The following is a 17,123-nucleotide window of genomic DNA, read 5'->3' on the forward strand; positions in this document are numbered from 1 at the left end:
CCTCATGCCCGGCCAGCACCGCCTTGCGCCGCGCGCCACCACGCGCCGAAGCGGTGGTCGCCCCCGTCGCCGCACGGCGCGCCAGCGCCTTGTAGATGTAGGAGATGCTCACCCGGAACAGCGGCGCCACCTCGCGCACGCGCAGTCCACCGTCCACCGCCGCCAACACGCGCTCACGCAGATCCTGCGAATATGCCTGGCCAGATCGCCATGTCATCGCTGCCTCCGGTTTCAGCTCCGGAGACCGATGAATCACACATCAGCGCCGTGCCGGAATCCCCGATCGCGATTCCGGTCGATGTGAAATGGCTCTAGCCTGACGATCATCAGCGCAGGAGGCCCGCGATGGCCGACGACGCAGGACGCACCGAGCCCAGGCATGCGCTGGCGGCACTGACCACGCTGATCGGCCGGCTTCCCACCCTGCTGATCTTCGGGCTTCTCGGCGCGGCCGTTCTGTTCGGCTGGGCGCTCTCCTTCCTGGAGCATGTCCCGGCGGCATTCCGGCTGCTTCCGACGGCGCTCTTCCTGCTGGCCGTCGGGGTCTTCGTGATCGCCTTGTCCTACCGGGTGGGCGAGTATCGGAACGCCTCGTTCCAGGGCGGGCTGGTCGGCCTCGCGGCCGGCGCGCTGTCGGCGATCCTGGGCGGCGCCGCCTACTGGGCGTTCAACGCCCAGGGCTGCCCGGTGCATCAGCCCGAGACGAAGCTGCTTCGCCTGCTGGCACTCGTGCCCCTGCCCTGCCTGATGCTCGGCCTTCTGGCGGGCGCGCTCCCGCGGCCTGGGCAGGGGCCGAAGGGCGCGCCACCGCCCGCCGCGGCCGGGCCGGACGACGGGCAGGCCGTGGTGCGTGCCAGCCTCTCTCTGCTGTTTCTGATCGGCGTCTTCGGGGTCTGCGTCTTCCTCGTGGTGGTGGCGAACGGTCGGTTGCGCGCCCCCGAGTACGCTGGCACGGCCCTCGGCGAGCTCTGGGGACCGGACCAGGGCGACATGGTGCTGTGGCAGATGCTGCTGATCGGCGCCTGCTTCGCCGCCCTCTTCTCCGGCCTCGCGCGGGCGTGGCTGGGCTGGGGGGGCGTCCGACGCGACGGGCTTCCGCCCCGGAAGGACGCCCTCCAATCGGCGATGACGGTCGTGCTCTGGGCGATCCTGCCGTGGTTCGTCCTCTTCCTCGCCATGGGACGCCGCAGCTTCGGCGCGGTGGCGGAACGCCCGGAAATCTGCAGCGCACTCTGGGCGGGGCCCGTGACGCCACAGCAGGTGTGGCTGAACATCCTGCTGGTCTTCGTGTGGGTGGCGGCGCTCTATGCCATCGGCGTCTCGGGCAACCGAGCCCCTTGGGCACGCTGGCTTCCCTGGCTCCGGTAGGGACGGGGCAGGCGGGCAGGGGCGGCGCGGCCGCCCCCCTCACCCCGGCCGCCACGCCCGGTGATAAGGGTGGTTCGCGCGGATGCACTGCGCGCGGAAAAGCTGCTCGGCCAGCAGGGCGCGCACCAGAAGATGCGGCCAGGTGAGCGGCCCGAGCGAGAGCACATGCTCTGCCCGCGCCGTCACCGCCGCGTCCAGCCCCTCCGCCCCGCCGATGGCGAAGACGAGGGGGCGGCCCGCCGCCTCCCAGCGCTCGGCCAGCGCCGCCAGCGCCTCGGAGGAGGGGGCGGCCCCGCCGAGATCGAGCGCCACCAGCAGCGCCCGCGCCGGCAGCGCGGCGAGCAGCGACTGCGCCTCGCGCGCGCGGATTTCGGCGGGGGCGCCCTTCGCCTCGGGCAGTTCCACCAGATCGAGCGGCGGCCGCAGCCGGGCATTGTACTGCGCGAACAGCGCGGCCTCGGCGCCGGGCCGGAAACGCCCGACGGCCAGCAGCCGCGCCTTCAAATGGGCGAGCCGCCGGAGGGCTCGGGCGGCGGGCTGTCTGGCCCCCACATCTTCTCGAGGGCGATCTCGGCGCGCTTGTCGGGCTTGAAGAGGTGGATCACGAGGTCGCCCGCGTCGATCAGCACCCAGTCGTCGCTGCCCTGGATCGCGTCGCGGCGCAGGCGCAGCCCCTCCTTGCCCAGCGCCTCGTCCAGATGCGCGGCCATGGCCTGGATCTGCCGGTCGGCGAGGCCGGTCGCGATCACCAGCCGGTCGGCGTAGGAGGCGCGGGAGGCGATGTCGAGGACGAGCACATCCTCGGCCTTGTCGTCCTCCAGCGACTTCACGGCGGCGGCGACGAGCCGCTCCAGCCGGCCGGGATCGGCCGGCGCGCGCCGGGCGCGCGGGCGGCGCGGCGCGCCGGCGGCGGCAGGCTTGGCGGCGACGGCTTTCGCCGGGCTCGGTTTCGCGGCGCGGCGGGGCGCGGCGCGCAGCGTGGCGGTGCTGGCGGCGGGGCGCTTCGCCGCCGGCGTGGCGGCGGCCTTGCGGGAGGCGCCGGCCTGCGTCGCCGGAGCCCGCGCGGCCGATGTCCTGGCCGTCTTCGGCGCGGGCGCCTTCGCCGCCTTCGTCGCCTTCGCGGTGGGGGGCGTCGCGCCCGCCTTGGCGGCGGCGGTCCGCGCCGGCTTGGCCGTCGCCGCCGGGGCTTTCGCCGCGGAGGCCTTGGCCGTCCTCGCCCGAGTCGTCGCCGCCGGCTTCCGCGTGGCTGTCCTGGTCTTGTCGGTGGTCCGCGCCATGCGTCCCCTCACTGTTGCGCCGCCGCGCGGATCGCGGAGGCGGAAATCGCCCGTTCGGCGGCGGGCACGAAGCTCCAGCACGGGCCGGGGCCCGCCAGCAGCGCCCCGGGCCGCCGCCGCCGCGCCCTGAGCGCCACCGCCGCCCGCCCGTGCAGGGCCGCGCGGCTGTAGCCCGGCCGCGGCAGCACCGCCAGATCGGCCCGCGCCGCCACCTCGCGCCAGCGCCGCCAGCGCGGAAGCTGCAGCAGATTGTCCGCCCCCAGGATCAGCACGAAGCGCGCGCGCCGGAAGCGCCGCGCCAGCAGCCCCAGCGTGCGGTGGGTGTGGCGCGAGCCGAGCCGCGCCTCGATGTCGGTCGCGATCACGCGCACCCCGTCCGCCTGGCGCGCCGCGCTGGCCAGGCGCTGGGCGAAGGGCGCCATGCCCGCGGCCGGCTTCAGCGGATTGCCCGGCGAGACCATGAGCCAGACCTGGTGCAGCCGCAGCGCGCGCAGCGCCGTCCGCGCCACATGGGCGTGCCCCGCATGGGCGGGGTTGAAGCTGCCGCCCAGCAGCCCGATCCGCCGCCGCCGCGCATCCCCCGCCCGCCCCGGCGCCGCCCTCAACGCGTCCGCACGCTCACGCTGACCGGCTGGGCGAGCAGATTCTCGTAGCGGACGGTGTAGGTGCGCCCGGGCTCGATGGGCAGGGCGGGCGAGAAGCCGCCGAGCGAGACGAGATCGCCCGCGCGCAGCCGCCCGCCCCGCGCCGCCAGATCCTGCGCGAGCCAGGGCAGCACGTTGAGCGGATGGCCGAGCAGCGCCGTTCCCGGGGCGCGCGCCAGCTCGCGCTCGCCATTGTCCATCACCACCGTCATCGAGCCGAGCCGGGCGGCGAACTCCTCGCTCGCCTGCACCGGGATGGGCTCGCCCAGCACGCCCAGCCGCGCGCCCACATTGATCGCGAGCAGATTCGGCCCGTCCATGCCCTGGGCGAGCACGAGGTCGGGCAGCTCGATGAAGGGGATCACCTGGTCGATGGCGCGCAGCACCTCGAGATGCGTGCGCGCCTGGTTGATCGCCTCGTCGCGCACCCGGACGATGAGATCGGCCTCGACGGTGGGGATGGCGCCGAAGCGCGCGGGGATTTCCGCCCCCGAGCGGGCGCGCACCGTCGCCTCGAAGATCCGGCCCGTGACGGGGTGCGAGACGCCGAAGCGCTGCTGGGCGGCGGGGTTGGTCAGCCCCACCTTGTAGCCCACCACCCGCCCCCATTCGGCGGCGAGCAGCGGCACCAGCCGATCCTGCGCGCATTGCCCGTCGGCGAGGCCCGTCATGCCCGCCAGCGGCGGGGAGGGGGTGTTGGCGAGCAGGTTGCGCGCCAGCGCCTGGACCGCCTCCGGCGCCGGGCAGGCGGCCCGGGCCGGCGCGGCGGCGGCGATGCCGAAGGCGATGGCGAGCAGCAGACGGCGCATGGTGGAACCTCCCTCGTTTCGCCCGAGGATAGCCGTCCGCGCCGCCCGTGGAAGGGAAATCACTCCGCCCGGATGCCGGCCGCGCGGATGATCGGCTCCCACTTCGCGATCTCGCTGCGCAGGAACTCCGCCGCGCTCTCGGGCGTGCTGTCGCGCACCACCTGCATGGCGAGGTCGGTGAGGCGGTTGCGCACCGCCTCCACGCCCAGCGCGCGGTTCACCGCCGCGTTGATGGCGCGCACCGTGGGCGCCGGCGTGCCCGAGGGCACGAGCACCATGTGCCAGGTGTAGGCCTCGTAGCCCGGCACGCCGCCCTCGATGAAGGTGGGGACGTTGGGCGCGAGCGGGCTGCGCTCGCGGGTGGAGATGGCGAGCGCGCGCAGCTCGCCCCGCTGCATGTAGGGGATGGCGCTGGCCGCCACGTCGAGGATCATCGGGATGCGCCCGGCCAGCACGTCCGGCATCGCCGCCGAGGAGCCGCGGAAGGCGATATGGTTCATCCGCAGCCCGCCCGCCTGGTGCAGGAACAGCTCCGAGGCGAGGTGCACCGCGCCGCCATTGCCGCTGCTCGCGTAGTCGAAGCGGCCGGGGTTGGCGCGGATGTGCGCGATGAACTCGGGCAGGGTGCGCGCGGGGAAGCCCGGGTGGACGAGCATGATCATCGGGATCTGCCCGACCAGCGCGACGGGCGTGAAATCCGCGACGGGGTCGAAGGGGATGCGGTCGAACAGGGCGCGCACCACCGCATGGCCCACGGTCGTGTAGAGCAGCGTCTGCCCGTCCTTCGGCGCCTTCGCCACCACATCGGTGCCGATGATGATGCCCGAGCCGGTGCGGTTCTCCACCACGATGCGGTTGGGCAGGGCGCGCGACATCTCCTCGGCCACGAGGCGGGCGGGGATGTCGGTAGGCCCGCCCGCGGCGAAGGGCACCACCATGCGCACCGGGGCGGGCGGCCACTCGGCCCCCTGCGCGCGGGCGGCCATGGGGGCGAGGGCGGCGGCGGCGGCGAGGCCGAGGGCGTGGCGGCGCTGCATGGACAGTCTCCCGTATGGTTACGGGAGGTTTAGGCGTCTCCGCCCCGATGCTCAAGCCTGGGCATCGAGCCGCTTGCCCGTCTCGGCGTCGAAGACGTGCAGGTGCTCGAGCGGGATGATCACGCCGAGCGGCCCTTCGGCGTGCAGCGCGCCGGGCAGCTTGGCGGTGATCGGCGCGCCGTCGGCCAGGCGGCCGTGCAGCACGCTCTCGCCGCCCAGCGGCTCCACCAGCTCCACCTGCAGATCGAGCCCGCCGATGCCGGGGCGCAGATGCTCGGGCCGGATGCCGAGGGTCAGGCGGCGCCCCTCCTCGCCCGCGCGGGGCCCGTCGGCGAAGGGCAGCACGAGGCCGTTGGTCTCGAGCCGCGCCGCCGTGCCGCCCGCGGTGAGGGTGGCGGGCAGGAAGTTCATCGCGGGGCTGCCGATGAAGCCGGCCACATAGGTGTCGGCGGGGCGTTCCCAGATCTCCATCGGCGTCGCGATCTGCGCGGCGTGGCCCTGGTGCATCACCACCAGCCGGTCGCCCAGCGTCATCGCCTCCACCTGGTCATGCGTCACGAACAGCGAGGTGACGCCGAGGCGCTTCTGCAGCCGGCGGATTTCCGCGCGCATCTGCACGCGCAGCTTGGCGTCGAGGTTGGAGAGCGGCTCGTCGAACAGGAAGAGCTTCGGCTCGCGCACGATGGCCCGGCCCATGGCCACGCGCTGGCGCTGCCCGCCCGAGAGCTGGCGCGGCTTGCGCTCGAGCAGCGCGGCGATGCCGAGCAGCTCCGCCGCCTCCTGCACGCGCCTTGCGATCACCTCGCGCGGCAGGCCGCGGATCCTGAGGCCATAGGCCATGTTGTCGAAGACGCTCATGTGCGGATAGAGCGCGTAGTTCTGGAACACCATCGCCACGTCGCGGTCGGCGGGTTCGAGCGGCGTCACGTCCTGCCCGCCGATGATCACGCGGCCCGATGTCGCGGTCTCGAGCCCCGCGACGATGCGCAGCAGGGTGGATTTCCCGCAGCCCGAGGCGCCGACGATGACGATCATCTCGCCATCCGCCACCTCGAGATCCACGCCATGCAGCACCTGGGTGGCGCCGAAGGCCTTCTTCACGTCCTCAAGGGCGAGCGTCGCCATTACTTCTCGGTCTCCGTCAGGCCTTTGACGAACCAGCGCTGCATCAGCACCACCACCGCGACGGGCGGAAGCAGGGCGAAGACCGCCGTGGCCATGATCACGTTCCACTCGTTCTGCGCGTCGCCGCCGCCGATCATCTTGGTCAGCCCCACCACGATGGTCTCGAGCGAGCGGTCGTTCACGATCAGCAGCGGCCAGAGATACTGGTTCCAGCCGTAGATGAAGAGGATGACGAAGAGCGCCGCGATGTTGGTGACCGACAGCGGCAGCACCACGTCCTTGAAGAAGCGCAAGGGGCCCGCCCCGTCGATCTTCGCGGCCTCCACGTACTCGTCCGGGATGGTGAGGAAGAACTGCCGGAACAGCAGCGTGGCCGTGGCGCTGGCGATCAGCGGCACCGTCAGCCCTGCCATGGAGTTGGTGAGCTTGAGGTCCACCATCACCTGGAAGGTGGGGATGATGCGCACCTCCACGGGCAGCATCAGCGTGATGAAGATCAGCCAGAAGGCCAGCATGCGGAAGGGGAAGCGGAAGAACACCACCGCATAGGCGGAGGTGAGCGAGATCGCGATCTTCCCCAGCGTGATCAGCAGCGCCATGACCAGGCTGTTCAGCAGCATCCCCGCCGCCGGCACGCCCATGTAGCGCCCCCCGCCCGCGCTCCAGGCCTGGCTGTAGTTGGCCATGGCCTCGCCCCCCGGCAGCAGCGGCACGTCGCCGCGGCCGATGGTGTTCACGTCATGGGTGGAGCCGATGAGCGTGAGATAGATGGGGAAGGCGAAGATCAGCACGCCGACGACGAGGCTCGCGTGGGTGAGCAAGGCCTCGCGCCGCTGGCGCGCGCGGGTGCGGCGGGCCAGCGCGTCCACATCCGGCGCCTGGAGGCTCATGGGGCCCGGCATCAGTAGTGCACCTTGCGCTCGATGAAGCGGAACTGGACCATGGTGAGCGCGATGACGAGGATCATCAGGATCACGCTCTGCGCCGCGCTGCTGCCGAGGTTCAGGTTCATCACGCCATCGGTGTAGACGCGGTAGATCAGCGTCTCCGTCGCCTTGCCCGGCCCGCCCTGGGTCAGCGCGTGGATCACGCCGAAGGTGTCGAAGAAGGCGTAGACGAGGTTCACCACCAGCAGGAAGAAGGCGGTGGGCGAGAGCAGCGGGAACACCACCGTCCAGAAGCGCCGGGCGGGGCGCGCGCCGTCGATGGCGGCGGCCTCCAGCACCGAGCGCGGGATGGACTGCAGCCCCGCGAGGAAGAAGATGAAGTTGTAGCTCACCTGCTTCCAGGCGCTGGCGAGGATGATGAGCAGCATCGCCTGGTCGCCGTTCAGCTTGTAGTTCCAGGGGATGCCCATGCCGTTCAGCATGCGGCCGAACAGGCCGATGTTGGGGTGGAACATGAACAGCCACAGCACGGCGGCGATGGCGGGCGCCACCGCATAGGGCCAGATCAGCAGCGTCTTGTAGGCGTTCGCCCCGCGGATGTGCTTGTCGGCCTGCACGGCGAGGAAGAGCGCCACCGAGAGCGCGAGGAAGGCCACGCTGGCCGAGAAGAAGCCGGTGCGCCACAGCGCGTCCAGCCAGGTCGGGTCGCTCAGCACATCGGCGAAGTTCTCGAAGCCGACGAACTGGCGCGAGAGGCCGAAGGCGTCCTCGCGCAGGAAGGACTGATAGACGGCCTGGCCCGCCGGCCAGAAGAAGAAGATGCCCGTGATGACGAGCTGCGGCAGGAGCAGCGCCAGCGGCAGCGCCCAGCCCTTGAAGATGACCTTCTTTTCCATGCACCACCGTCCGCCTGGCAGGCAGCCGCCACACCAACCCTCCCTGCCAAGCGGAAAGGGGGGCGGCGCCCGCCCCCCTTAGACCCCCCGGCTCACGCCGCCGCAAGGGCGGCGTGAGAGGGCGCGCGCCTCAGGCGCGGTTCGCGCGCTCGAAGTTGCGCAGCACCACGTTGCCGCGCTGCACGCTGTTGTCCATCGCCTGCTGGGCGGTCTGCTGGCCCTGCAGCGCGCGCTCCATCTCCTCCTGCATGATGGTGCGGATCTCGACGAAGCCGCCGAGGCGGATGCCGCGCGTGTTGCCCGTCATCTGCCCGCCGCCGCGCAGGAGCTGCTGGATCGGGATGTCGGCGCCGGGGTTCTGGGTGTAGAAGCCCGTGGCGCGCACCTGCTCGAAGGCCGTGCGCGTCACCGGCAGGAAGCCCGTCTCCGTGTGCCAGGCCGCCACGATCCGCGGCTGGGCGAGGAAGGCGTAGAACTCCGCGATGCCCCGGTTCTCGTCGGCCGAGCGGGTCGCATTCGGGCCGCGGTTCATCGCCCAGAAGGCCGCGCCGCCGATGATGGAGTTGAAGGGCGCGCCCGGCACGTCGTTGTAGTAGGGCAGCATCGCCACGCCGAGATTGGCGAGCCCGCCCGGCACCTCGCGCACGAAGCGCGCGCGCGCGCCCGAGGAGGCGAAGATGATCGCCGCCTGGCCCGAGGCGAAGATGGCGTCGCCCGCGCCGTCGCGCCCGCCCCAGCGGAAGGTGCCCTCGCGCGCCATCTCCATCAGCGTGTTGATGTGGCGCACCTGCACGGGGTTGTTCACGCGCAGCTCGGCGTTCAGCCCGCCGAAGCCGTTGTCGAGCGTGGCGAGCGGCGTGTTGTGGATGGCGTTGAACTGCTCCACCTGCGTCCAGGTCGGCCAGGCGGTGGTGACGGGCACCTCGATGCCCGCCGCGCGCAGGCGCGTGGCGGCGGCGCGCAGCTCGGCCCAGGTGGCGGGCGCCTCGTTGGGATTGAGGCCGGCGCGGCGGAACATGTCCTTGTTGTAGAAGACGATGGCCGTGGAGGAGTTGAACGGCATCGCCATCATCCGGCCGTCCGCCAGGCTGTAGTAGCCGCGCACGGCGGGCAGGTAGTCGTCGAAGTTGATGGCCACACCCGTCTCGGCCAGCAGCTCGTGCACCGGCTTGATGGCGCGGCCCGCGGCCATCATCGTGCCCGTGCCCACCTCGAACATCTGCACGATGTGCGGCGCGGTGCCGGCGCGGAAGGCGGCGATCGCGGCCACCATCGTCTCGGGGTATGAGCCGCGGAAGGTCGAGACGATGCGGAAGCGGCGCTGGCTCTCGTTGAACTGGTTGGCGATGCCTTCCAGGATGCCGCCGAGCGGCTGGGCGAGCCCGTGCCAGAACTGCAGCTCCACCGGCCCGCCCTGGGCGAGGGCGGGGGCGGCGAGGGGCGCGGCGGCGGCGGCAAGGGCCGCCTGACCGAGGGTGCGACGCAGCATGAATGGCTCTCCCGAATGTCTTGAGCGCGGGGGCTGCTACCCCTCCGCGATTGCCGCCATTTGGCAGATTTGTTGCAGTCCTGTGAAGCGGGTTAAGCGGCGGTAAGCCGTGCATAGAGTTCCGGGTCGGTCGCGCCCTCGGTGCCGAAGGCCAGCACGCGGCTGTCGGGGCCGAGGCCGAGGCGCGCGGCCTCCTCCGGCGCCGCCAGCAGGGATTCGAGGGCGATCCAGCCCGCCACCGCGCTCTCGCCCGCCTCCACGCCGCGGGCCTTCAGCGCGCGCATCGCCGCCGGCACGGCCGAATCGGGCACGGCCATGAAGGCGAAGGCGCCGCGCTCCAGCTCCTGCCAGGCGAGCAGCGAGGGCTCCCCGCAGGCGAGGCCGGCCATGATCGTGTCCAGCTCGCCCGTCACGGTGGTCGGCGCGCCGGCCTCGGCGCTGGCGAGCAGGCAGGCCGCCGCCTCGGGCTCCACCACGATCAGCCGCGCGCCCGGCGCCTGCTTGCGGAGCTGCACCGAGACGGCCGCCGCCACCCCGCCCACCCCGCCGGGGACGAAGACATGGCTGGGCGGCGCGGGCATCTGCGAGAGCGCCTCCTCCGCCATCACGCGGTAGCCCTGCATCACGTCGCGCGGCGGCTCGGTGTAGCCGGGGTAGCTCGTGTCGCTGATCACGAACCAGCCGTTCTCGTCGGCCGCGCGCTGGGCGGCGCGCACGCTGTCGTCGTAGTTGCCGGGCACCTCGCGCACCTCGGCGCCGAAGCGCGCGATGGCCTCGCGCCGGCCCTGGCTCACGTTCTCGTGCACGAAGATCACGCAGCGGCAGCCGAATCGCTGCGCGCCCCAGGCCACGCTGCGGCCGTGGTTGCCGTCGGTGGCGCAGGTGACGGTGATCTGCTCCGTCGCGTGGGCGTAGCGGCCGCTTTCCAGCGCCGCGGCGTCGGCGTGCGGGGCGGTGCCGCGGCGCGCCAGCTCCTGCGCCAGCAGCTTCTGCACGGCATAGGCCCCGCCGAGCGCCTTGAAGCTGCGCAGGCCGAAGCGCTGGCTTTCGTCCTTCCACCACAGCCCCGCCACGCCGGGCATCTCGAGCCGGTGCAGCGGGGTGGGCGCGTAGCCGGGCCAGGCGGTGATCTCGGCGCGGGCGCGGCGATAGCCGCCCTCGGGCAGCACGATGATTCCGGGGGTGCCGTGATGGGCGTTCAGGTGCAGGCGGTGCATGGCCCGAGCTTGGCGGGGCGCGGCGCGCGCGGCAATCTCGCGCCATGCATGTCACGATCCTGGGCGGCGGGGGGTTCCTCGGCCGCAAGCTGGCCGCGCGGCTGGCGGCCGAGGGCGCCATCGGCGGGCGGGCGCTCGCGGGCCTCACGCTCTTCGACCTCGCGGAGCCGCCGCCGCTCGCGGCTCCCTTTCCGGTCACGCGCCTCGCGGGCGATGTGGCCGATGCCGCGCAACTGGCCCAGGCCATTCCCGCCGGGACGGGGGTGGTGTTCCACCTCGCCGCCGTGGTCAGCGCCGCCGCCGAGGCGGATTTCGACCTTGGCATGCGGGTGAACCTGCAGGGCACCCTGGCCGTGATCGAGGCCTGCCGCGCCCTGCCCACGCCGCCGCGCCTCGTCTTCACCTCCAGCGTGGCGAGCTTCGGCGGCGGGCAGGGGGCGGTGCTGGCCGATGACGCGCGCCAGCTTCCCGCCAACTCCTACGGCGCGCAGAAGGCGGCGGCCGAGCTGATCCTGCAGGACGCCTCGCGCAAGGGCTTCCTCGACGCCGTCTCGATCCGCCTGCCCACGGTGATCGTGCGCCCCGGGCGGCCCAACAAGGCGGCGAGCAGCTTCGTCTCGGCCATCCTGCGCGAGCCGCTGCTCGGTCTCGACACCCCGCTGCCGGTGGAGGAGGGCTTCGCCGTCTGGGTCTGCTCGCCGCGCCGGGCGGTGGAGTGGTTCCTGCACGCCGCCGCGATGGACACGGCGCCGCTGGGGCTGGATCGCGGCATCAACCCGCCCGGCCTCTCGGTGCGGGTGGGGGAGATGCTGGCCGCGCTGACGCCGTCCGAGCGCGCGCATGTGAAGCCCGCGCCCGACCCCGCGGTGCAGGCCATCGTGGGCGGCTGGCCGGCGGCCTTCACCGCCGCGCGCGCCCGCGCGCTCGGCTTCTCGCCGCAGGAGGGGGTGGCGGAGATCCTCGCCGCCTTCCGCGAGGACGACCTGGCCGCCACCCGCGCCGAGCGCGGGCTGTGATCGAGATCGCCCGCTTCCTGCTGGAGGAGGGGCCGCGCCGCGTCGCCCCCTTCATACCAGCGGCCGCTGTGTCTGACCCGTGAGAGGGCGGCGCGGCCGCTGGTATGCCTTTGTTTTGGCGCGCAGCCGCCACGCCAACCCTGCGCGCGATACGGGCGGCATTGTCATGCCGCCCGCATCAGCCATGCCGTGCGCGCGGGGGATTTCCTGTTCGTCACCGGCCAGATGCCCACCCGGCCGGAGGACGCGACGCGCTGCGTGCCGGGCGGCATCGAGGCGCAGACGCGGCAGGTCATCGCCAATCTCCAGGCCGTGCTGGCCGGCTGCGGCGCGGCCTGGCAACGGACGGTGATGGCCCGCATCTACCTGCGCGACTTCGCGCGCGACTACGCCGCCATGAACGCGATCTGGGAGGCCGCCTTCCCGCCCGGCGGCCTGCCCGCGCGCACCACCCTGGGCGTCACCGGGCTCGCGCTCGATGCGCTGGTGGAGGTGGACCTGGTGGTGGCGCTGTAGCCGCGCCCGCTCAGGCCTCGCCCACGCAGTCGAGCATGGCGGCCTCCAGCGCCTCGGCGGGCGGCTTGCCGCCCCAGAGCACGAACTGGAAGGCGGGGAAGAAGCGCTCGCACTCGGTCAGCGCGATGTCCACCATGTCCTCCAGGCTCTCGGCGCTGGCGCCGGGCGCGCCGCGCAGCAGCACGGCGTGGCGGAAGACGGGCACGCCCTCCTCCACCTCCAGCCCGAAATGGCCGATCCAGAGGCGCTCGTTCGCCAGCGCCAGCAGTTCGAACAGCGGGGCGCGGCGCTCCGCGGGCACCTTCACGTCGAAGGCGCAGGAGAAGTGCATGGCGCTGATCTCCGGCGCCCAGGAGAAGAACATCGTGTAGTTGCACCATTTGCCGGGCGCCTCGGCCGCCATCTCGCCGTCCGAGCGGCGCTCGAACACCCATTCATTGGCGATGACGATCTGCTCCAGCACGTCGAGCGGATTGGTCGCGCGGTCGGCCACCTCGGCCAGCATTCCGGACATGCGGCTCTCCCCTGTGGGCCCGGTCCGTGGCGCGCGCCGCGCCCGGGCGGCGCGACGGCACGGGTGGCCGCGGCCCGCCCCGCCCCCCTCGGCACACCCCCTGGACCAAGGGGTTGGGGTCCGGCGCGCGAATCGCCACCACCGCTAGGCTATGGCAGCGGATTCCCGCGCCGCAACCCCTTGTCGAGCGAAGAATCCGTGTCGGGGGTCTATTCCACGGGAAGGAAGATGAACACCACCGCCGCCACCAGGCAGGCGCCGGCCGCGAGGAAGTTCCAGCGCAGCGGCTCGCCCAGCACCGCCACGCTGAAGGCGGCGAAGACGGCGATGGTGATCACCTCCTGCATCACCTTGAGCTGCTGGCCGGTGAAGGCGCCGTAGCCGATGCGGTTGGCCGGCACGGCCAGGCAGTACTCGAAGAAGGCGATGCCCCAGGAGATCAGCACCGCCATCCAGATCGGCCAGTGCGGGGCCTTGAGGTGGCCGTACCAGGCGAAGGTCATCAGGATGTTGGAGGCGATGAGCAGCAGCGGCGTGAGCAGCCAGGGGGACATGGGCGCCTCGTGTGGGAAGGTGGGGACGCGCGCCGCCCCGCCCGATCAGGCGGCCGCGCCCCCCGCGCGCCGGGCCGGGCCTCTGGCCGGGCAGGTCAGCGGGGAGGGAGGCTGGAGGGCATGAAGGCGCATGGGGCGGCAGCATGCCCCGCGCCCGCCGCCCCTGTCACCCGGCGTCGCGCGCGGGCCCGGCCTTCTTCACCGGAGATTCTCGAACAGCCCCGTCTCCTCGTTCATCCGCCCATGCTCCTCGGCGCGGAAATCGTAGCGGGAGACGATGCCGAGCACCCGCCCCTCCTCGGTGATGGGCACATGGCGGAAGCCGCCATCGTTCATCAGGCGCAGCGCCTCCATCGCCTGGGCCTGCGGGCCGAGGCAGACGGGATCGCGCGTCATGACCTGGCCGAGCGAGGTGCGCGCGGAATCCATGCCGAGGGCGAGGCAGCGCACCGCGTCGCGCCCGGTGAAGATGCCCGCCAGCCGCCCATCCTCCACCACCAGCACCGCGCCCACGCGGCGGCGGTGCATGGCGGCGCAGGCCTCGGCCACCGTGGCGCCCGGCGGCATGGTGAGCGGATCCTGGTGGCGGACCAGCTCCTCCATCCGGCGTGTCAGCATCGGCCCCTCCCGTTCCCGCAATGGCAGGCTGCTACCATGACAGGACCGTGACGGCCTTGCGCTGGCGCAAGCCGCCCCGGCGAGAGGGGGCCGCAGCCCGAATCAGAGCGCGGCGAGCACCGCCTCGGCGCTGCTGACCTCGAAGGCGCCCGGCGCCTCGACGGCCAGATGGGTCACCACGCCATCCTTCGCCACCAGGGCGAAGCGCTGGGAACGGACGCCGAGGCCGCGCGCCGTCAGGTCCAGCTCCAGCCCCAGCGCCTTGGTGAAGGCCGCGCTGCCGTCGGCGAGCATGATCACCTTCTCGCCCACGCCCTGGTCCTTGCCCCAGGCGCCCATCACGAACACGTCGTTCACCGCCATGCAGGCGATGGCGTCCACGCCCTTCGCCTTGAGCGCATCGGCCTGGGCGACGAAGCCCGGCAGGTGCTTGGCCGAGCAGGTGGGGGTGAAGGCGCCGGGCACGCCGAAGAGCACGACGGTCCTGCCGCCGAAGAACTCCTCCGTCGTGACCTCCTTCGGCCCCTCGGCGGTGGCCTGCATCAGCTTGGCGGAGGGGATCCTGTCACCGACCTTGATCGTCATCCGGGCGTTCTCCGTGGGTGGAGGCGCTGGTCTAGAGCAGATCGCCCAGGGGCGGAAACCCCGTGGCGTGCGCCCGCTTGCGGGCGGGGGGCGGGCGCGCCATCTCATGGGCATGGCAACAGGACCGAACAGGGCCGCGCCCGGCGCAGCCAGCCTGGCCGGCCAGCTTCTCATCGCGATGCCCGACATGGGCGACCCTCGCTTCGCCCGCAGCGTCGTCTGCCTCTGCGCGCATTCCCCGCAGGGGGCGATGGGCCTCGTCCTCAACCGTCCGGTGGAGCGGCTGAGCTTCGACGCGCTGCTGCGCCAGGTTGGGGTGGAGCCGGTGCCGCCGCAGCGGCAAATCCGTCTGCTGGCCGGCGGGCCGGTGGAGGAAGGCCGCGGCTTCGTGCTGCACAGCGACGACTGGCGGGCCGAGGGCTCCATCGCCGTGCAGGGCGGGCTCGCTCTCACCGCCAGCGTGGACATCCTCAAGGACATCGCCGCCGGCGGAGGGCCGCGCCACTGCGTGCTGGCGCTGGGCTATGCCGGCTGGGGGCCGGGGCAGCTCGAGGCGGAGATCGCCGAGAACGCCTGGCTCATCGCCCCGCCCGACGAGGCGCTGCTGTTCGACGGGGAGCTGGCGACCAAGTGGCGGCGCGCGCTGTCCAAGCTGAAGGTGGACCCCTCGCGGATCGTGGGCGGCGCAGGGCGAGCCTGATTGGGGGCGGCAGGCCATGTCCGCCCATGTCAGCGGGCCAAGTCAGCGGGCCAAGTCAGCGGCCGCTGGCATGGGCGGGGCTGCCGGTCCATGGGACGGCGCCGCGCGGCGGCTGGCGCGGCAGGAGACGCAGGATCAGCCCCGTTTTCAGGCATTTCGCCCCAAAATACGCCCAGATTCTGTGCGGGCAGCGATTCATTGCGCAAAATCGCGGCGATCACCCTAGGCTGGATCCTCTGCCAGAGGATCCCCCATGCCCGCACGCCGCGCCCTGATTCGCTCCGCCCTCGCCGCGCCCTTTGCCGCCGCCCTGCCCTGGGACGTGACCCGGGCGCAGACCGCCTCCGGCACGCTGCGCGTGGGCATGACGGCCGCCGCCGTGCCGCTCGCCAACGGCGTGCCCGACCAGGGGGCCGAGGGCCACCGCTTCATGGGCATCACCCTCTACGACCAGCTCACCATGTGGGATCTCTCCCGCGCCGACGCGCCCGCGACGCTGCGCCCTGGCCTCGCCACCGCCTGGCGCACCGATCCGGCCGATCCGCGCCGCTGGATCATCACGCTGCGCGAAGGCGTGCGCTTCCACGACGGCAAGGAGATGACGGCCGAGGACGTGGTCTTCAGCTACGACCGCGCCTTCCGCAACGACGCCCCGCATTTCGACCCGCGCGCCGCGGCCCAGGCGCGCATCCGCATGCCCACCATCGCGAACTGGCGCGCCGAGGGCCCGCACACCTTCATCCTCGAGACGCGCACGGTGGACAGCCTGGTGCCCTTCGGCCTCGCCTGGGTCGGCATCACCCATCGCGGCGCCTGGGAAGCGGCCGGCCGCGACTGGGACCGCTTCATGGAGCGCGCCGTCGGCACCGGCCCCTACCGCCTGGAGAGCTTCTCCGTGCGCGAACGCGCGGTGCTGCTGCGCAACCCGAACTACTGGGACGCGAACCGCATCCCGCGCCATGAGCGGCTCGTCCTGCTGCCGCTCGCCGAGCCCAACACCCGCGTCGCCGCACTGCGCGCCAACCAGGTGGACTTCATCGAGGCGCCGCCGCCCGACGCCCTCCCCGCGCTGCGCCAGGCGGGCTTCCAGATCGTCTCCAACACCTACCCGCACAACTGGACCTGGCATTTCTCCATGGTCGAGGGCTCGCCCTGGCGCGACATCCGCGTGCGCAAGGCGGCGAACCTCGCCATCGACCGCGCCGGCATCCGCGAGATGCTGGGCGGCATGATGCTGCCCGGCGCAGGGCTGCTGCCGCCCGGCCACCCCTGGCACGGCGCCCCGCGCGAGCCTATCCGCACCGATGTGGCCGCCGCGCGGCGGCTGATGGCGGAGGCCGGCTTCTCCCGCCAGAACCCGATCCGCACGCGGGTGGGCATCTCGCCCTCCGGCTCGGGGCAGATGCAGCCGCTGCCGATGAACGAGGCCGTGCAGCAGAACCTGCGCGAGATCGGCATCGAGGTCACCTTCGAGGTGGTGGAGTGGAACGCGCTGCTCGGCCTCTGGCGCGACGGGGCGCGCGCGCCCTCCAACCGCGGCATCAGCGCCATCAACATCAGCTATGCGGCGCTCGACCCCTTCACCGCGCTGATCCGCTTCCTCAAGAGCGACCTGACGCCGCCGGCCGCCAACAACTGGGGCTTCTTCAGCGATCCGGCCTATGACGCGATCATCGCGCGCGTCTACGAGACCTTCGACCCCGCGGCCCAGGCCGCGCTGCTGTCGGAGCTCCACGCCAAGGTGGTGGACGACGCGCTGTTCCTCTTCGTCGCGCATGACCTCAACCCGCGCGCCATGTCGCGCCGCGTGCAGGGCTTCGTGCAGGCGCAGTCCTGGTTCCAGGATCTCACGCCCATCCGCATGACGTGAG

At 72.6% G+C, this 17,123-nt stretch carries 20 protein-coding genes; 5 read left to right on the plus strand and 15 right to left on the minus strand.

All coding sequences use genetic code 11. From position 1 onward, the window contains the following. On the minus strand, positions 1–217 hold a 217-nt coding region (locus H596_RS23245), incomplete at its 3' end, for an IS630 transposase-related protein (RefSeq protein WP_245583938.1). Between the two features lie 128 nt (positions 218–345). Here H596_RS23245 and H596_RS0102485 point away from each other — a divergent pair. Continuing rightward, on the plus strand, positions 346–1,368 hold the full coding sequence (locus H596_RS0102485; RefSeq protein WP_027283555.1) for a hypothetical protein: 1,023 nt from the start codon (positions 346–348) through the stop codon (positions 1,366–1,368). 39 nt (positions 1,369–1,407) lie between these two features. Here H596_RS0102485 and H596_RS0102490 read toward each other — a convergent pair whose 3' ends face one another. The 10 genes from H596_RS0102490 to H596_RS19725 form a co-directional block, all read right to left on the minus strand. Beyond that, complete coding sequence (locus tag H596_RS0102490) at positions 1,408–1,872, minus strand: 23S rRNA (pseudouridine(1915)-N(3))-methyltransferase RlmH (RefSeq protein ID WP_027283556.1); 465 nt, start codon at positions 1,870–1,872, stop codon at positions 1,408–1,410. Continuing rightward, positions 1,869–2,645 (minus strand): ribosome silencing factor, encoded by a 777-nt coding sequence (gene rsfS / locus H596_RS23250; protein WP_084602532.1) that lies wholly within the window; start codon positions 2,643–2,645, stop codon positions 1,869–1,871. Before rsfS ends, H596_RS0102490 begins: the two co-directional genes overlap by 4 nt. Positions 2,646–2,653: 8 nt before the next feature. Next, a complete protein-coding gene (locus tag H596_RS24505) occupies positions 2,654–3,250 on the minus strand; it encodes a nicotinate-nucleotide adenylyltransferase (RefSeq protein ID WP_027283557.1) in 597 nt (198 codons plus the stop codon). Next, a complete protein-coding gene (locus tag H596_RS24510) occupies positions 3,247–4,098 on the minus strand; it encodes a 2-keto-4-pentenoate hydratase (protein ID WP_027283558.1) in 852 nt (283 codons plus the stop codon). Before H596_RS24510 ends, H596_RS24505 begins: the two co-directional genes overlap by 4 nt. A gap of 59 nt (positions 4,099–4,157) precedes the next feature. Further along, positions 4,158–5,135, minus strand: coding sequence for a tripartite tricarboxylate transporter substrate binding protein (locus tag H596_RS0102510; RefSeq protein WP_027283559.1), 978 nt, complete (start codon positions 5,133–5,135; stop codon positions 4,158–4,160). A gap of 51 nt (positions 5,136–5,186) precedes the next feature. Then, a complete protein-coding gene (ugpC, locus tag H596_RS0102515) occupies positions 5,187–6,260 on the minus strand; it encodes a sn-glycerol-3-phosphate ABC transporter ATP-binding protein UgpC (protein WP_027283560.1) in 1,074 nt (357 codons plus the stop codon). Then, positions 6,260–7,150: a sn-glycerol-3-phosphate ABC transporter permease UgpE gene (ugpE, locus tag H596_RS0102520; protein ID WP_084602533.1), complete on the minus strand. Its 891-nt coding sequence runs from the start codon at positions 7,148–7,150 to the stop codon at positions 6,260–6,262. The genes ugpC and ugpE overlap by 1 nt, the downstream gene beginning before the upstream one ends. Before the next feature lie 11 nt (positions 7,151–7,161). Beyond that, on the minus strand, positions 7,162–8,043 hold the full coding sequence (ugpA, locus tag H596_RS0102525; protein ID WP_027283562.1) for a sn-glycerol-3-phosphate ABC transporter permease UgpA: 882 nt from the start codon (positions 8,041–8,043) through the stop codon (positions 7,162–7,164). Between the two features lie 130 nt (positions 8,044–8,173). Next, positions 8,174–9,532 (minus strand): sn-glycerol-3-phosphate ABC transporter substrate-binding protein UgpB, encoded by a 1,359-nt coding sequence (gene ugpB, locus H596_RS0102530; protein WP_027283563.1) that lies wholly within the window; start codon positions 9,530–9,532, stop codon positions 8,174–8,176. 92 nt (positions 9,533–9,624) lie between these two features. After that, complete coding sequence (locus H596_RS19725; RefSeq protein ID WP_037299784.1) at positions 9,625–10,749, minus strand: diaminopropionate ammonia-lyase; 1,125 nt, start codon at positions 10,747–10,749, stop codon at positions 9,625–9,627. Positions 10,750–10,793: 44 nt separating this feature from the next. Here H596_RS19725 and denD point away from each other — a divergent pair, with 44 nt between their 5' ends. Then, complete coding sequence (gene denD / locus H596_RS0102540; RefSeq protein WP_027283564.1) at positions 10,794–11,765, plus strand: D-erythronate dehydrogenase; 972 nt, start codon at positions 10,794–10,796, stop codon at positions 11,763–11,765. Positions 11,766–11,942: 177 nt separating this feature from the next. After that, positions 11,943–12,281 carry a RidA family protein gene (locus H596_RS19730; protein ID WP_037299786.1) on the plus strand — a complete coding sequence of 113 codons (339 nt, stop codon included), beginning with the start codon at positions 11,943–11,945 and terminating at the stop codon, positions 12,279–12,281. 10 nt (positions 12,282–12,291) lie between these two features. Here the strand turns inward: H596_RS19730 and H596_RS0102555 are convergent, their stop codons facing one another. The 4 genes from H596_RS0102555 to H596_RS0102570 all read right to left on the minus strand — a co-directional run bounded on the left by H596_RS0102555 (position 12,292) and on the right by H596_RS0102570 (position 14,552). Continuing rightward, complete coding sequence (locus tag H596_RS0102555; protein ID WP_027283565.1) at positions 12,292–12,795, minus strand: type III secretion system chaperone family protein; 504 nt, start codon at positions 12,793–12,795, stop codon at positions 12,292–12,294. A gap of 209 nt (positions 12,796–13,004) precedes the next feature. Beyond that, complete coding sequence (locus H596_RS0102560; RefSeq protein ID WP_027283566.1) at positions 13,005–13,349, minus strand: DMT family protein; 345 nt, start codon at positions 13,347–13,349, stop codon at positions 13,005–13,007. Positions 13,350–13,547: 198 nt separating this feature from the next. Continuing rightward, positions 13,548–13,967 carry a CBS domain-containing protein gene (locus H596_RS0102565; protein ID WP_027283567.1) on the minus strand — a complete coding sequence of 140 codons (420 nt, stop codon included), beginning with the start codon at positions 13,965–13,967 and terminating at the stop codon, positions 13,548–13,550. Positions 13,968–14,069: 102 nt separating this feature from the next. Next, a complete protein-coding gene (locus tag H596_RS0102570; RefSeq protein ID WP_027283568.1) occupies positions 14,070–14,552 on the minus strand; it encodes a peroxiredoxin in 483 nt (160 codons plus the stop codon). 112 nt (positions 14,553–14,664) lie between these two features. Here H596_RS0102570 and H596_RS0102575 point away from each other — a divergent pair, with 112 nt between their 5' ends. Both H596_RS0102575 and H596_RS0102580 read left to right on the plus strand, forming a co-directional pair. Beyond that, positions 14,665–15,252 (plus strand): YqgE/AlgH family protein, encoded by a 588-nt coding sequence (locus H596_RS0102575; protein ID WP_245583939.1) that lies wholly within the window; start codon positions 14,665–14,667, stop codon positions 15,250–15,252. A gap of 253 nt (positions 15,253–15,505) precedes the next feature. Then, positions 15,506–17,122 carry an ABC transporter substrate-binding protein gene (locus tag H596_RS0102580; protein ID WP_027283570.1) on the plus strand — a complete coding sequence of 539 codons (1,617 nt, stop codon included), beginning with the start codon at positions 15,506–15,508 and terminating at the stop codon, positions 17,120–17,122. The last annotated feature ends 1 nt before the right edge of the window (position 17,123 follow it).

Origin of the sequence: Rubritepida flocculans DSM 14296, from assembly GCF_000425365.1 — a bacterium.
GTDB lineage: Bacteria > Pseudomonadota > Alphaproteobacteria > Acetobacterales > Acetobacteraceae > Roseococcus > Roseococcus flocculans.